Annotated in this window: 9 protein-coding genes; 4 read left to right on the forward strand and 5 right to left on the reverse strand. The window is 48.5% G+C overall.

The window, feature by feature from the left end; translation table 11 throughout:
- Positions 1-48: 48 nt before the first annotated feature.
- The 5 genes from pulA to CIK99_RS00265 all read right to left on the reverse strand — a co-directional run bounded on the left by pulA (position 49) and on the right by CIK99_RS00265 (position 9450).
- Complete coding sequence (pulA, locus tag CIK99_RS00245; RefSeq protein WP_094378566.1) at positions 49-1983, reverse strand: type I pullulanase; 1935 nt, start codon at positions 1981-1983, stop codon at positions 49-51.
- Positions 1984-2124: 141 nt separating this feature from the next.
- On the reverse strand, positions 2125-4257 hold the full coding sequence (locus CIK99_RS00250) for a glycoside hydrolase family 97 protein (protein ID WP_094378568.1): 2133 nt from the start codon (positions 4255-4257) through the stop codon (positions 2125-2127).
- 32 nt (positions 4258-4289) lie between these two features.
- Positions 4290-6980: a 4-alpha-glucanotransferase gene (locus CIK99_RS00255; protein ID WP_094378570.1), complete on the reverse strand. Its 2691-nt coding sequence runs from the start codon at positions 6978-6980 to the stop codon at positions 4290-4292.
- A gap of 106 nt (positions 6981-7086) precedes the next feature.
- The gene (locus tag CIK99_RS00260) at positions 7087-8403 is read right to left on the reverse strand and encodes an SLC45 family MFS transporter (protein ID WP_094378572.1); all 1317 of its coding nucleotides are present in this window, start codon (positions 8401-8403) and stop codon (positions 7087-7089) included.
- Positions 8404-8415: 12 nt separating this feature from the next.
- Entirely contained in the window at positions 8416-9450 is a 1035-nt protein-coding gene (locus tag CIK99_RS00265; protein ID WP_094378574.1) for a LacI family DNA-binding transcriptional regulator, read from the reverse strand.
- 254 nt (positions 9451-9704) lie between these two features.
- Here CIK99_RS00265 and CIK99_RS00270 point away from each other — a divergent pair, with 254 nt between their 5' ends.
- From CIK99_RS00270 to CIK99_RS00285, 4 genes are read left to right on the forward strand one after another with little or no spacing between them, the layout of a single operon-like run.
- Entirely contained in the window at positions 9705-12800 is a 3096-nt protein-coding gene (locus CIK99_RS00270; RefSeq protein WP_094378576.1) for a TonB-dependent receptor, read from the forward strand.
- 32 nt (positions 12801-12832) lie between these two features.
- Entirely contained in the window at positions 12833-14455 is a 1623-nt protein-coding gene (locus tag CIK99_RS00275) for a RagB/SusD family nutrient uptake outer membrane protein (RefSeq protein ID WP_254047662.1), read from the forward strand.
- Between the two features lie 20 nt (positions 14456-14475).
- Positions 14476-15657, forward strand: coding sequence for a SusE domain-containing protein (locus CIK99_RS00280; RefSeq protein ID WP_094378581.1), 1182 nt, complete (start codon positions 14476-14478; stop codon positions 15655-15657).
- A 23-nt stretch (positions 15658-15680) separates the two neighbouring features.
- On the forward strand, positions 15681-17075 hold the full coding sequence (locus CIK99_RS00285) for a DUF5115 domain-containing protein (RefSeq protein WP_094378583.1): 1395 nt from the start codon (positions 15681-15683) through the stop codon (positions 17073-17075).

Here is a 17075-nt window from a genome sequence, read left to right on the forward strand (position 1 = left end):
TTTGTTTTTTATTTCTAGAATCTCTGGAATTTCCAGTAATTATAGTAATCACCTGAAAAGTATCAGAGCCTCCTGTGGAGCCACTTCCACTTCGTTGCCCTTATACTCTGATATTCCGGCGAGGTTGATTTGTCCTCCCTCGCATACAGAGGTCCATGTGCCTTCGGGGATGGCGATTCGTTGGGCGGTCTTGTTGGAGTTGAGTATCACCACAATGTCGCGCCATGAGTCGCCGTTGGCATTATCCTTCAAGCGGAAAGCCACCACACAGTCAGGAGCATTGAGAAATTCCAACTTGCGATATACCATGTTGGCATCGGTCATGCGGAAGGCGGGATGGTTGCGACGCAGTTCGGTGAGACCACGGTAGTAGTCGAACACCTGCGGATATTTCTCAAGATTCTCCCATGGCAACTGGTTGATGTAGTCGGGCGACTTGAAACTGTTGTGTACTCCCTTCTTGTCGCGCAGCATCTCCTCGCCGGCAAGAATGAATGGCACGCCCTGAGCAGTGAACACTGCAGTCTGAGCGAGAAGGTCGAGACGGATGAGTTCGCCTTGGGTGATGCCAGGGATGCTCGCCTTCAGACGGTCAACAAGACACATGTCGTCATGGCAACTCACGTAGGCTATCATCTGAGCAGGAGAGTTGGTCCATGGTGCCTTGCTGTAGTTCACCTTCTTAATATCCACCTGCGGATGGGCGATACCTCCAGTAATACCAAACTTTATGCTCTCCTCATTACCGGGGATAGCACCGAGGAATGCCGACTTATGGTCGTCGCTGAACGGACCGCGGAGAGCGTCGCGCATGTCGTCGCAGAATGCTCCAATGCCGTTGAGTTGACGGGTATTGGCCTTCATGGCAAGTTTGTCTGTCGGATAAGCACAAGCGCCTGCACTCCAACCCTCGCCATACATATATATCGACGGGTCTATCTCGTCAAGAGACTTGCGTATCATGTTCATGGTCTCTATGTCGTGGATACCCATGAGGTCGAAGCGGAAACCGTCGATATGGTATTCCTTTGCCCAGTAGAGCACCGACTCAATCATAAATTGGCGCATGAGAGGCTTTTCGCTGGCTGTCTCGTTGCCGCAACCTGATCCGTCGGAGACCTTGCCGTCAGCGGTAGTACGGTAGTAATAGCCGGGATAGGTGAGGTTGAAGTTGCTGTTGTCAACGTCGAATGTGTGGTTATACACCACGTCGAGTATGACGCGAATGCCTGCCTTGTGGAGCGCCTGTACCATCTGCTTAAACTCCTTTATACGGGCTATTGGACATTCGGCATTAGTGGAATAAGAACCTTCGGGCACGTTATAGTTCAGAGGGTCGTAGCCCCAGTTGTATTGAGGCACGTCGGGCTTCGACTCATCCACCGAGGCATAGTCGTATGATGGCAGTATATGGATGGCATTCACACCGAGGTTTTTCAGATGATATACGGCCTTTGGCTCTGTCAGTGCCAAGAACTTGCCCTTGTGGGTGAGTCCTGAGTGAGGCGACACAGAGAAGTCGCGGTGGTGCATCTCGTAGATGACGAGGTCGGTGGGTTGCTTGGTCATTGGACGCTTGTCGCAGCACCATCCCTCAGGATTGGTTTCCTGCATGTCGATGATAGCGGCGCGACGTCCGTTCACTCCCACTGCCTTGGCAAAGACACCCGGAGTCTCGTTCATCTTCTGTTTCTTGGTTTCTACTTGGAATGTGTAGAACATTCCCTTGAGGTCGCCCTTGATGTCGGCAGTCCAGAGGTCGTTGCCCGTGCGTTTCATTTTCACGGTCTTGACCACCTCGCCTCCTACACCTTCTTTATATATATTCACCTTCACGCTCTTCGCCTTCGACGGGGCGTTGAGCTTGAACGTAGATACATCCTTGGTGTAAGTCATCTCGTTAAATGTTTGCTGGGCGCTTATTGCTCCTCCTGCTAACATCAAAGAGACCACTGTCGTTGTTATTTTTTTATTTATTCTCATAATACTAATGTTTTTTAACCACAGAGATAAAGAGGTAAAGAGATTTATTGTCGCACAATCTCTGTGAACTCTCGTTGCGCAAGCAACTATCTCAATATAAGAAGAACTCTTTATCTCTTTTTCTCTGTGGTTTTAAAATAATTACAGGGCTTTTAGTGAAATGGCGAAGCCACCGCCGCGAGCCTGCTGTATCTTGAGCTTCTGGCCATGCTTGATGATTTTCTTGGTGATGGTATAAGCTTTTGGGTTCTTCTCGTAGTCGGCATCCTTGGCATCTGCATAGATGGTAGCCTCATACTTTCGACCCTTGTCGAGGAAGTCGAAGGTGAGGGTAGTGAGATGACCATCCTCATTGCACTTGCCGCCTACAAACCAGTTGTCGCTCTTCTTGTCCTTGCGGGCTACTGTGATGTAGCGGGCAGGCTCTGCCTCGAGATAACGGGAGTCGCTCCAGTCGCATGGTACGTCGCGGATAAACTGGAAGGCATCGTCAAACTTCTTGTAGTTCTCGGGCAGATCGGCTGCCATCTGAAGTGGAGAATACATTGTCATATAAAGGGCAAGCTGGCCGACGAGAGTGGTGTGGACATAGTTGGGATTGTCGCTCCATGTCTTTAGCTGAGTCTCGAGAATACCTGGGGTATAGTCCATCGGACCACCCTGCAGACGTGTGAATGGCAGGATGACGGTGTGGTCGGGACGACTGCCTCCGAATGCCTCATACTCGGTGCCTCGGGCCGATTCGTTGCCCACAAGGTTAGGATATGTGCGGCAAAGGCCGGTGGGGCGCACTGCCTCATGTCCGTTCACCATGATATGATGCTTGGCAGCCTCTTTGAGGACATACATATAGTGGTTGTTCATCGACTGCGAGTAGTGGTGGTCGCCGCGTGGGATAATGTCGCCCACATAACCGGTCTTCACTGCGTCGTAGCCATATTTGTTCATGAGGTTGAAGGCATCGTTGAGATGACGCTCATAGTTCTGTGTGCTTGAAGAAGTCTCGTGGTGCATCATCAGCTTAACACCCTTGGAATGAGCATACTCGTTGAGATACTTGATGTCGAAGTCGGGATAAGGAGTGACGAAGTCGAAGACGTCGCGCTTCCACATGTTTGCCCAGTCTTCCCATCCGATGTTCCATCCCTCAACCAACACCTGGTCGAGTCCGTTGGCAGCGGCGAAGTCGATATACTCCTTCACGTGTGCAGTGTTGGCTCCATGACGGCCGTTGGGAGTGAGCTTTGTATAGTCGGTCTCGCCAAGCTTCACCGATGGCAGACCAGAGGTGTATTCCCATGTGCTCTTGCCTACAATCATCTCCCACCATACGCCACAGTATTTTGTTGGGTGAATCCAAGAGGTGTCCTCAATCTTGCAAGGTTCGTTGAGGTTGAGGGTGAGGGATGTGGAGAGCATGTCGCGTGCGTCGTCGCTCACCTTCACCGTACGCCAAGGAGTGTGGCAAGGAGTCTGCATACATCCCTTCAGTCCTGTTGCATCGGGGGTGAGCCATGACTCAAACACAAAATTCTTGTCGTCGAGGTTGAGGTGCATGGTGGCATAGTCCTCGCAGGCAGCCTCGTGGATGTTGATATAGAGTCCGTCGTCGGTCTTCATCTGCAATGCAGTCTGCACACCCGTCTCGGAGAACACCGACACAGAAGAGTTGTCCCAGTTGACAGCCTTCTTGAACTGTGCACGTATGCCGGAGAGTTTTGTTTCCTGTGTCTCCTGCTCCTGTGTGTCATAGTCGCCGGGAAGCCACCATGCAGTGTGGTCGCCCGCCATGGCGAACTGAGTGTGCTCTTCCTTGATGAGGAAGTAGTTGAGCGACTTCTGCTGCGGGAACTCATAGCGCAGACCGAATCCCTCGTTATACACGCGGAATCGGATGATGATGTTTCGGTCGGCAGAAGGCTGGTTGAGGTCAACCTCGAGTTCGTTGTAGTTGTTGCGTATCTGCGACCATTCGCCCCAGACGGGAGTCCATGTCTCGTCGAAGGATGAAGTCTTGGTGTTGGTCACCTTGAATCCATCCATGAGGTCGGTTTCCTGCTTACCCTTCGAGGCATGCTTGTCCTTGGCGAGTTCGAGTCCCAGTCGGCTGGTCTTCACCACAGGTTTGTTCTTATAAGTCATTTCGTAGGTGGGCACACCACCTTCAGCGAGAGAAAACTTTACAGTTACGTTTCCGTCAGGCGAGCTGACGCTCTGAGCCATTGCCATCAGCGGCAACAGCAAGGCAGAAAGGATAACACTAATCTTTTTCATATCTATTTATTACAAAATTACAAATTGCTGATTTATTTTCTTCCACTTTGTGCCACCAATTCCTTGATGGTATCGTTGAGATTGTCGGCAGCCATGAGCTGTTCGATGGTCATGTGCATGCGATAACGCCAATAGTGACGTGGGTTTGCGGGGATGTTGATGCGCTCGGCGTCGGCATCCGGCAGGCGGAGCTTCTCGTCGATGGACAGCCAGTCTTGAAGCGACAGGAGGCAGAGCATCGAGGGGCTCGTGAGATGGCGCGACACTATCTCCTTGGCAAGCCATCCCGGCAGCGGATGAGGAGCGGCGCCACCGCGGTGTAGCATCGAGTTATAATAGTCCTGAGTCTGTGCGTAGTCCTCGTCCCACCACTGACGCAGCGTTGACATGTCGTGTGTGGAGATGGTGCATACCGAGCGGTAAGGATTGCGTGAGAGATGACCGAATCGTACCTTGTCGTCCTTCGGCATCGACTGAATCTCCAAGCTGAGGATGCGCAACTGGTTCATCACCCATGGCACACAGTCGGGCACCATACCGAGGTCTTCGGCACAAACGAGCATTCGTGTTGCCTCTGTCAGTCGAGGCAGTTTCTTCATTGCCTCATAGTACCAGAACTGGTTGTTGCGACGATAGAAATAGTCGTTGTACAGTCGGTTGAAGAGATACTTGTCTGAGTCGTGTAGCGACTCGTATATGAAGTCGTGCTGAACACCAATGCGCGGATGGAACTTCTTCTCGTCCTTACGGTCTCGTAAGAATAGTACGTCGCTTATCATTGCATACAGCGAGTCGCGAAGCCATATTTCTTTCTCTTCGCTCACACCCTTAAATGCTTGTTCCACCTTGCGCTGGGTGTCGTATTCTGGCTTCATCTGATAGCGCTCGCCATCGAGACGGTCGAGATACTTTTCCTTCACCTCGCCGGCACGTTCGCCGAACATACGATCGAGAGTCCAGTCGGTGATGAATGGACGTGTATAGAGGTCTTCGTTGAAGTGAAGTCCGTAGCTTTCTATCTCCTGGGCGGTCATGCCAAGCGATGGGGAGAACTGGCCGAGCAGTCCGTGCACGGCGTTGATGGGAATCTCCCAGATGCGGAAGAATCCAAGCACATGGTCGATGCGGTAAGCGTCGAAATACTCTGCCATCTTGGTAAAGCGTCTTACCCACCACGAACATCCGTCGTTGATCATCTCGTCCCAGTTGTAAGTGGGGAATCCCCAGTTCTGTCCGTTCACGGAGAAAGCATCTGGCGGAGCACCGGCCTGTCCGTTAAGGTTGAAATATCGCGGTTCTACCCAAGCCTCCACTCCGTCGCGGCTGATGCCGATAGGAATGTCGCCCTTTAATATTACGCGGTTCTTGCGTGCATGGTCGTGAGCGGCACGCATCTGCTTGTCGAGCACATACTGCACGAAATACCAGAACGCCACTTTTTTGTATAATGCAGTGGAAGGCTTCGACATTGCCTCACGTTCCTTGTCGGGCAGTGTGTGATGGTCGGGCCACTCACTGAATGTGGCTGTGCCGTAAAGGTCGCGGTAGTAGCAGAACGCAGCGTATGGCACAAGCCACTCCTTGTTGTTGGCGAAGAAGCTCTTGAAGTCGGCCTTCTTTGTGAGCGCGGCCTCTTCCTGTGCGAATATCTCACGCAGGTATTCCATCTTTGCGTTGTTCACCCGCTCGTAGTCAATCTGCGGCAGTGCGTTAAGTTCCTTCTGCAGTGCGGCATAATGTTCGCGCCGAGCCTTGTCCTTCAGTTCCGGGAGCTGTCGCAGGTCGGCATACTGTGGGTGAAGGGCATAGATGCTTATGCTGTTGTAAGGATATGAGTCGGTCCAGGTGTGGGTGATGTTGGTGTCGTTGATGGGCAAAATCTGCAACACTCTCTGTCCTGTCTTTGCCACCCAGTCAATCATCATCTTAAGGTCGCCGAAGTCGCCAACGCCGAAGCTGCCCTCTGAGCGGAGTGAGAATACTGGAATGACACATCCGGCAGCCTTCCAAGGATATATGGAAAAGAGCGCTATGCCCATCTCTATTGCAACCACATCGCCGTTTTTCATCTTCGGCATCACGATGCGTCGGTTGTTGTTGTTTTCCCACATAGGCGTGTAGTCCTTTTTCTCGTCGAGAACCACGAACTTCAGGTCGAAAGCTTCGGCGGTGATGTTTGTGGCGTCGATGTCGGCAACCCACTCGTTAGGCTGCTGCTCGGTCATGGGATAAGCCTTCAGGGCCTCCCACTTGCCAAGTTCGGCTATCTCGCCCATGACGGCAAGTCTCTCGTTGGATCGGAGCTGCGGAGCGCGCACCTTTATCTTCAGGGTCTTCGAGTAGTCAACGGGCTTCAGCGTGCCTTTCTTTCTTGCCGCCACGCAGTCGGTAACGGCGGAGCTGTAGAGGTATGAGTCTTCGGGAATGTCAATCCAGTTGTCGTGGACATTATAGTTGATGCCCTTCACAGATGTCATGACGAGTTGGTGTGGCTCAACGAGCCATTCACGGCGCGTCTCAATTCCATTCTTCACCACACTATAGTAGTAGTTCAGCGTGGCTCCCGGCTTGGCAAGGCTGTTCACTGTGCATGTCCAAGTGTTGCCGTCGCGTGTTGCCATCTTAAACTTTTCTACTGTCGAGGCATCGTCGCCCGATATGATATTAAGCATTATTTCTTCGCCGTAAACCGTGTTGTACGACAGATTGAATAGTATAGTCATAATCAAATGTTTAAGTTTTTAATGCCCAAAAGTACTAATTATTTCGTGCTTGAGGGATAATAATTCAAAAAAAGGCTCAAAGAGTCTGCGCAAACGTTTGCATAGACTACATTTTCTGCAATGTCTTGTCTTTCACAAAGAAGACGCAGATGGCTCCTATTATGAGCGACACTCCAGCCACCACCATCATGTTATACTGGAAACTGCCCACAGCAGAAAGTATTGCACCTCCACAAGCGGCAGCCACTATCTGTGGAATACAGATGGTTCCGTTGAACAGTCCGAGATACACTCCCATGTGTCCGTAGCCCTCAAGGGCATTGGTGACAATGGCGAAAGGCATGGCAAGCATGGCAGCCCAGGCGCAACCTATCATGACGTATGGAATGAAGAGCATATATTGGTCGCTGACAAAAGGAATCATGCAGAATCCCACTGCTCCAATAGAAAGGCTTATGGAGTATGCCAGCTTGCGGTCGGTAATGTTTGGAAGCACTATTGCCCATATCACACTTCCCACTGCCTGCACGGCAAAGAGCACTCCAACCCAATTGCCTGCTGCCTGATAGCCTGCCGTGGTAGGGTCGGTGGTCTGCCAGCAAGTCTCGGCAATGGCTCCGTTGGTGTATGTCCACATATACATGAACGCCGCCCAGCAGAAGAACTGAACCAGTCCGACAGTCCAGAAAGCCCTTGGAGCGTTTTTCAGCAGTTTAATCACGTTCACCTTTTCCTCGTCGAGGTTGGTTTTCAGTCCGTGATACTGCGCATATTCTGCAGGAGGCATCTCCTTAACCTTCAGTGTGGTGTAGATGACGCAGAGGATGAGTATCGCTGCACCTATGTAGAACGAGTAGATTACAGTGTCTGGCACCACGCCCTTGGCAGCTATGTTGCTGATGCCAAGCAAGGTGAATAGGAACGGGAACACATAGCCCACGAGCGAACCTGCATTGCAGAGGAAGCTCTGAATGGAATAGGCAAGGGCCTTCTGCTTCTCGTTCACCATGTCGCCCACCAGCATCTTAAACGGCTGCATGGCCATATTGATGCTTGTGTCGAGAAACATCAGGGCACAGAGACCGAACACCATGGCTGTGCTGACTGCCATGCCAAACGAGCCCGAGTTGGGCAGCAGGCACATGACGAGAACAGCAATAGCCGCGCCTATAAATAAATAAGGTATTCTTCTACCAAAACGACACCATGTCTTGTCGCTCAAGGTGCCGATGATAGGCTGTACGATGATGCCCATCAGTGGCGGAAGAATCCAGAAATAGCTAAGCTGGTGAGGGTCGGCTCCCAATGTGGCGAATATGCGGGAGATGTTCGCGCTTTGGAGTGCGTAAGCTATCTGCACTCCAAAAAAACCGAAGCTAATGTTCCAAAGCTTCATGAAAGGTAAATCGGGTCGTTTTTTCATATTATCTTATTTTTATTTTACTTCTTTTGTTGTTCCTCTTATCACCAATCTTGTCTTCACAATACGTCTTTCCACTTTCCCATTGGGAGTGTGCCCCTCCACCTGGTTGATGAGAATGTCTGCCGCCTCTTCGCCTACTTTGTGTCCGCGCTGTTCTACGGTGGTGAGCATGGGGTCGCAGGCGATGGCCCGTTGTCCGTTAGTAAATCCACAGATGCTGATGTCGGCGGGAATCTTATATCCAAGCCGTTTCACGGCATACATGATGCCGATGGCGGTATCGTCGTTTACGGCAAAGAAAGCATCAGGATGGTCGCCTTTCTTCATTATCTCAGGAGTGATTACCTCAGCATCGGCACGGTTGTCGCAGAATCTTGTCAACGTCTGTTCGATCGTTAACCCGTGCTTAAGCAAGGCATCCTTATATCCGTTAAACCGGTTTTTCGATATCTCGAGCGTCATGGGCGAACCGAAGAACGCTATGCGCTTGCATCCGGTGGATATCATGTGCTCAACAGCGGTGAATGCACCTTTATAGTCGTCAACCACCACACGGCTGGCTTCCACGCCCGTACATATTCTATCATAGAACACCAGTGGGACACCGCTTTCGATTAGTCTGATGAAGTGGTCGTAGTTTGTCGTGTCCTTAGCCTGAGAGACAATGATGCCGCAAACCTTGTTTTCAAAGAACGACTGGCAGATCTTCACTTCGTTTTCGTAGCTTTCGCCGCTTTGTGCCACCATGATGCGGTAGCCGTGTTCGCGTGCCTTCTCTTCTATTCCCGCCAGTACGGTAGAGAAGAAGTAGTGTGCAAACTCAGGAATGATGACACCGATAATCTTTGGTTGCATCACCTTGCTGTTGCGCAATGATTCTGCTATCATGTTCGGGCAGAAGTTGTGCTCGCGGGCAAATTCCTGTATCGCCTTCCGTCGTTCGACACTTATGCGCGGTGAGTCTTTTAATGCTCTCGACACCGTTGCCACCGATGTGCCAAAGTGGGCCGCGATGTCTTTCATTGTCATCTGTGTAAACTCCTTCATTTTTGGTTGTGATTATTTGACGCTGCAAAGATATTCATTTATTCGCAACGTTGTTATGATACAATAATTAATTATTATGTTTTCGTTGTGCAATCGTTTGCGCATGCAAATATACTGATTTATATCAAAAAAAGAACAACGAGAGGAAATTATTTCTAATTTTGCACCCGAAAACTTCAACAGCAATCGCTATAGAGGCCAAAATAACAAAAAAACATTAGATAACATAGAAATAACAAATTTTTAAAACATGTATGATGAAGCAGGTAAAATTTAGAATTCCTCTTAGAATGATGGCCGTTCTTTTCGGTCTCGTTCTTTCAATCGGAGCCTTTGCGCAGATTACAGTCAACGGACATGTAAAGGATGCCACAGGCGAACCGATCATCGGTGCAACCGTTCGCGTTGCAGGTCAAGATGGAGGTACTGTCTCAGATTTTGACGGTAACTTCCAGATTAAGGCTCCTCAGGGAGCAACTCTCAATGTCACTTACGTAGGTTATCAGCCAGCCAACGTGAAGGCAGCTCCAAACGTTGTCATTACTCTTCAGGACGACGCCAAGGTGCTCGAAAACGTCGTTGTCATCGGTTACGGCCGTGCAAAGAAGAACGACCTTACTGGTTCGGTGACTGCTATTAAGCCAGACGACATGAATAAGGGTGTACAGGTAAGTGCACAAGACATGATTACCGGTAAGATAGCTGGTGTTAACGTTCAAAACAACGGAGGTGAGCCTGGTGGTGGTGCGAGCATTCGAATTCGTGGTGGTTCGTCACTCAGCGCATCAAACGACCCACTTATCGTGATTGACGGTTTGGCTATGGACAACTATGGCATGCAGGGTTCGTCAAACGCCCTCAACCTTGTAAACCCTAACGATATCGAGAGCTTCACAGTTTTGAAGGACGCTTCTGCCACCGCTATCTATGGTAGCCGTGCTTCTAACGGTGTGATTATTATCACTACAAAGAAGGGACGCAAGAACATGAAGCCAACCATTTCTTATAATGGCAACGTTTCTGTCAGTGCTGTTGCCAAGAAGGTTGACGTAATGAACGCCGCTGAATTCATGGACTATATCAAGACAAACAGTGGCATGACTGATGAAGAGTGGCAGGCAAGCGACTATTACAAGAACATGGGTTATTGGTCAAAGTACAATGCCGACGGAACTCCAGCAGATGGAGCCCAGCATCTTTTTGCCGACACCGACTGGCAGGACCAGATTTATCGTACAGCAGTATCTACTGACCAGAACGTGACACTTACCGGTGCCTATAAGAATCTTCCCTATCGTGTATCTCTCGGCTATACCAAGCAACAGGGTGTACTCAAGACATCAGATTATGAGCGTTATACAGCAAGCGTAAGTTTGAATCCTACATTCTTCGACGATCACCTTACAGTTAATTTCAACGCCAAGGGTATGTATTCAAAGACTTCTTACGCAAGCACAAGTGCCATTGGTTCTGCTGTGTCAATGGATCCCACAAAGCCTGTTTATATGAACGATGACTTCTATAAGCAGAACTTCGGTGGCTACTTCCAGTATCATAGTGTTGTTGACCGTGGAGACACAGCTTGGGGATTCTCTCAGAACTCTCTTTCTACACACAACCCAGTGCATTACCTTAACGAAGCTTCCGACAAGGGTAAGGGTAAAGAGTTGACAGGAAATATCGAGCTTGACTATAAGATTCATGGCTTTGAAGACCTCCACATTCACATGAATGCCGGAATGGACCTCAAGTCTGGTAAGAGCAACAAGGAATATAGCCGTTATTACTATGACAACTATTATTATGGAAGCCAGGGTTGGAACACTCAGGATACTTACAACCTTTCGCTCAACCTCTATGCACAGTATCTGAAGGATTTTGCTGAGATTCATCATATCGACGTGATGGGTGGCTATGAGTGGCAGCACTTCAACAAGGAGACCGACTACTACTACTATGGTACATATCCTTCAACAAGTATCGAACATCCCAATGAGATTTATCAGCCTTCAGAGAACACTCTCTACAAGACCGAGAACTATCTTGTTTCATTCTTTGGTCGTCTGAACTATTCACTCCTCGACCGCTACCTCTTTACATTCACTATCCGTGACGATGGTTCTTCACGTTTCCATAAGGATCAGCGCTGGGGCGTATTCCCATCTGCAGCTTTGGCATGGAAAATCAAGGAGGAGCCTATCCTTCGCGATGTAAAGGCAATCAGCGACATGAAACTCCGTCTTGGCTGGGGTAAGACAGGTCAGCAGGAAGGTATTGGCGACTATTCTTACTTTGCCTCTTATACAACCAACAGTATCGGAGCATATTATCCAATCGTTGGCGATGGTTTGACATATCGTCCTGATGCCTTTAACACTGCCCTTACATGGGAAAAGACAACTACATACAACGCAGGTCTTGATCTCGGTTTTGCTAACGACAGATTCACAGCAAGCATTGACTACTATTATCGTAAGACAACTGACCTTATCAACACTGTAACCGTTGCAGCTGGTTCTAACTTCCGCAACAAGGTTACAAGCAACGTCGGTGAGCTCCACAACCAGGGTCTTGAGTTCTCGCTCACTTATCGTCCTATCGTAACAAAGGATTGGCGTTGGGAGGTTGGTTACAACTTGACCTACAACGACAACAAGATAGACAAACTTGTAGCAAGCGACGATCCTAACTATAAGATTCTGCACGGCGGACTTGCTGTAGGTGACTCAGGTTCTGACGGTATCCAAGCATGGGCTGTAGGCCATCCAGTTTCTGCTTACTATACATATCAGCAGGTTTACGACCAAAACGGTTTGCCAATAGAGGGAGAATTCGTTGACCGCAATGGTGATGGTATCATCAACTCCAACGACCGTTACTTCTACAAGAAGGCAGATGCAGACGTGCTTATGGGCTTCACCTCAAAACTTATTTATAAGAATTGGGACTTCAGCTTCTCACTACGCGCAAGTCTTGGCAACTATGCTTACAATGCCGTAGATGCAGGCAACTCAAATGTAGAAGTAGAGCGCCTCTATAATGGTAGTTCATGGCACAATGTTCCAACAATGGTTTTGGAGAAGAAATGGAATTATGTGTCAACAGAGGATGGTCTTTCAGACTATTTCATCCAGAACGCATCATTCTTGAAGTGTGACAACATCACTGTTGGATATAGCTTTGAGAAACTCTTCAAGTTGCCTATCAGCGGACGTATCTATGCAACAGCACAGAATGTGTTCACCATTACAAAATATAAGGGAATTGACCCGGAAATAAACGGAGGTTACGATGGCAACATCTATCCACGTCCATTCACAGGTGTTCTTGGTCTTAACCTTAATTTCTAAATCTTTAAACAATGAGTATTATGAAAATAAGAATGTTTAAATCAATTATACCTGCTGCGGCACTGGCATTGACAGTCGGCCTGACATCTTGCGTTGGTGATTTGGATGTTGATCCAATCAACCCGCAGCAAACTATGGAATTCGACAACGATGCCGTTTTCAATAAAATATATGCCAGCTTCAGCTTGACTGGACAGACAGGACCAAGCGGAAATGGCGACTTGGACGATGTTGACGAGGGACGTTCCGACTTGTTCCGCATGGCGTTCTATCTGAACGAGTTTACAGCTGATGAAGCACACTGGGTTTGGGCCACTGACGCCGGACTTCCTGAACTTCTCCACAACTCATGGGGTGAGAGCTGTATTTTCTCTGCTGCCCTCTATTATCGCTTCTATTTCACAATAACCCTGTGTAATTTCTATCTGTCGCAGGAAGGAAATGCTGCCGATCAGGCTCAAAGAAATGCTGAGGTAAGGTTCATCCGTGCCTACAACTACGCTCAGATTATGGACCTTTATGGCAATGCGGCATTTACAGAGAGTGTATCGGCAGATTATGCTGTCAGATACACCCGTCCGGAGTTCTTTGAATATATAGAGAAGGAACTGCTCGAGTGTTCTGAAGAGATGGCTCAGCCTGGTCAGGCTACATACGGTCGTGCCGATCGCGTGGCTGCATGGAACTTGTTGTCAAGAATCTATCTAAATGCTGAAGTATATACCGGTAAGGCACGTTGGGATGACGCAATGGCTTATGCAGACAAGGTAATTAATAATGGTTACTATAAGCTGAACGATAAGAGTGCTGTTAATCAAACTACAGGTGAAGTATATACTCCTTACCAGATGCTCTTCCTCGCCGACAACGACAGAAATGGAGCTCAGTATGAGAACATTCTTGTTGGATTGTCAGATGGTGTCAAGACGCAGAGTTACGGAGGTATGAACTTCCTTATTCAAGCTTCTTATTCCAATAAGACAGACTATCTTACCGATACCTACGCACCATCTGGAGCAAACAACAGTTGGGGAAAGTGCTTGCGCATACGTAAGAACCTTGTCGAGAAGTTCTTCAAAGAAACACCAGCCGAGTATAACACTTTGGCAGAATTCATAGCTGCAGCCGGTGACGATCGTGCCCTGTTCTACAACAAGGGTATTAAACCTGCAATTAGCGATGAGGGTACTGATGAGGCCATAGGCTATAACTGTGTGAAGTTCCGTAATGTAAATTCAGACGGCTCAAACAACGATGTGATTGAGTTTGTTAATTCAGATCTTCCTATAATGCGTGTCGCTGAGGCTTATCTGACATACGCCGAGGCTTCAATCCGCAAAAATGGCGTTGCAGGCAACTCCGATGCCAAGGCAAAACTCGACCTACTCCGTAGTCGTGCTCATGCTACTCCAAAGAGCACATACACTCTCGACGATGTCTGCGATGAGTGGAGCCGTGAGTTCTGGTTCGAAGGCCGCCGCCGCATGGATTTGGTTCGCTTCGGTAAGTTTGGAGGCCAGTCTGACTACAAATGGGAATGGATGGGAGGCGTCTATGAAGGAAGCCAGTTCCCAGCATACATGAACATCTTCCCTCTGCCTGTTAATGAGATTTCAAACAATCCTAACATCAAACAGAACGAAGGTTATAACTAATTTAATAAAGGACAATAAACATGAAAAAATATATTTTAGCTTCATTGTTTGCCGGTGTCGCTTTCTTCGGACTGACATCGTGTGAGGATGACAGGGATTCAAATCCAACATTGAACACTCCCGAAAGTTTCGTCCTCAATGCGCCAGCCCTTGCCGGCAACATTTACGACCTTGAGAACTCAGATTCTCTCGTGTTCACATGCAAGCAGCCTGACTACGGCTATACTGCAGCTGTCACATATTATATGCAGATTTCGCTCACTGACGTTTGGGAGAACGAACTTGATGAAGAAGGCAAGGTCGTAGGAAACCCGAAGATGATGGAGTTGGAGAACTATTCCACTTCCGCAAAGTTGAAGGCTAATGCCAAGGATATCAACAAAGCCATCATGCAGATGGGAGGATATGCCAACGAGGAGGAAATGCCAGAGACCACACCTCTGTATATTAGGCTCAGGGCTAAGTTGGCTTCAGGCTTGACATGCTATTCCAACACCATTCAGACAACAGTAAAGCCTTTCTTTGCAGTGCTTGTTGCTGCTGATCCTGAATTGTGGTATCTTATTGGAGCTTGTGTCGGAGATGGCTCTTGGGGCTCTGCAATTGGTACTGCCGTTTATCCAATGTCTCCTGTTGAAGGCGGTGACTTTAACGACGAGACAGGCCGTGGACCTCTTACCTTCACAGGCTACTTCACACCAGACCTTGGCTTCAAGATTGTTCGTGTTCCTGGCGAATGGGCTGATCAGTGGGGTGGTGTCGATGGAAGCATCGACAATCCTAAGAGAAAGGACGACTCTGGTGAAGGTGGCGACTTTAAGGTTCCTGTAGCCGGTTACTATCGCATCGACCTCAACACCAACACCAACGAGCTGAAGTTTACTGCTCTTGAGGAAGATCCGAAGGAATATTCACAGATGTTGGTTTCCGGTGGTTTCAACGGTTGGGCATCAGACGTTCAAATGACTCCATGCGACACCTATGCAGGAGCTCGTCCACACGTTTGGATGTACGACATCAGTACAACAGACGGTACAGAACTCAAGTTCCTCGTTGACAGTTCATGGAATCCTAACTGGGGTAACAGCACATTCCCATACGGTTGGGGTGTTGGCAATGGACCAAACATTCCGGTTGGTGCAGGTGACTACAGAGTAATCTTCAACGATATCACTGGTTACTATCACTTCTTTAACAAGTAATAATTTTCAAAAATTAGAATTATATGAAAAAGTCATTAATATACGGTATGGTTCTTGCGACTGCTCTCATGAGCAGTTGCAAGGGCGACTACGACGACTGGGCAGCTCCGCAGGGCTATGATGCAGAGGAGGCACAAAACGTGTCCCTCACAGCTTCCGATGGTGCGACAATCGACATGAATAATGTAACTGGAGAAACAATCAACCTGTTCTCTACAACTTTTGAAGCACCTGAAGGATTCACTGTTACAGGCTATGAACTGGAAGTGGGAGCTACAGAGGAGGAGGTTGACGTATTGCCTTCTGATGCCAACGGTTCAATAGCTACCGCAGATCTTGTATCTTTGGTAGAGTCAATCTATGGAAAGGCTCCGGTAGAGAGGACTCTTAAGGCTGCTTCCACCATTTATTTGTCAAAAGACGGCGAATCATTCTATGCACACTCAAACTTTGTTGATGTAAAGGTTACTCTCATCACACCCGACATTTCACAGAACTATTATCTCGTAGGTGACTTCTGTGGATGGGACGAGGCAAGCATGTTGAAGTTTAGTCATAGCGATGTGAATATCTATGACGATCCTGTATTCACAATCAAATTCACTACAACTGAAGCCAATCAATATTGGAAGATTATTCCTCAAAAGAATATTGATAATGGTGAGTTTTGGGCAAATCCAGGAGTTGTTGGTGTTGCTGTTGACGGTGATGCTTCAATGTCTGGCTTCTTAGTAACTGAAAACGCTCAGGCAGGAAAGATTGAGGAGCCAGGAAAATATATCATGACGATAGATATGATGGCTGGTACCTATAGCATAACAAAGCAGCCATTGGAACTCTATATGACCGGCAGTAACTACGGCTGGGGTGCTACATGGTTGCCAATGACTCCTTGCTATGGTTCTGACGAGGACTTCTGGACTATCATCTATCTCCATGAGGGAGAGCAGTTCAAGTTCGCTCCTCAGGCTGGATGGGGTGATGACTTCGGTGGTCAGGCTACTGTAAATGATGTTGCAGGAGCAAATATCACTGTTGACGGAACAAACCTCGTTGCAGGTAAGGCAGGATGGTATCTCCTTTATATCCACAATGGTTCTGAACGTACATTCACCGTTCTACAGCCTAATGTTTATCTCATAGGCGATACGGCTGGCGAATGGAACGTGGCTGACTCACATAAGTTCACTATTCCTACAACAGAGGATGGCGTGTTCGAATCTCCTGCTTTCGCTAACGACGCAGAGCTTCGTATGTGCGTAAGCATTGAAGGCTTTGACTGGTGGAAGACAGAATTTATCATCTTAGGTGGAGATATCGCTTATCGCGGACGTGGTGGCGATCAGGAACGCGTTGCTGTCAAGGTAGGGCAGAAAGCTTATCTGAACTTTGCCAAGGGCACAGGTGAAATCAAGTGA

Source organism: Prevotella sp. P5-92, assembly GCF_002251245.1.
Classification (GTDB): domain Bacteria; phylum Bacteroidota; class Bacteroidia; order Bacteroidales; family Bacteroidaceae; genus Prevotella.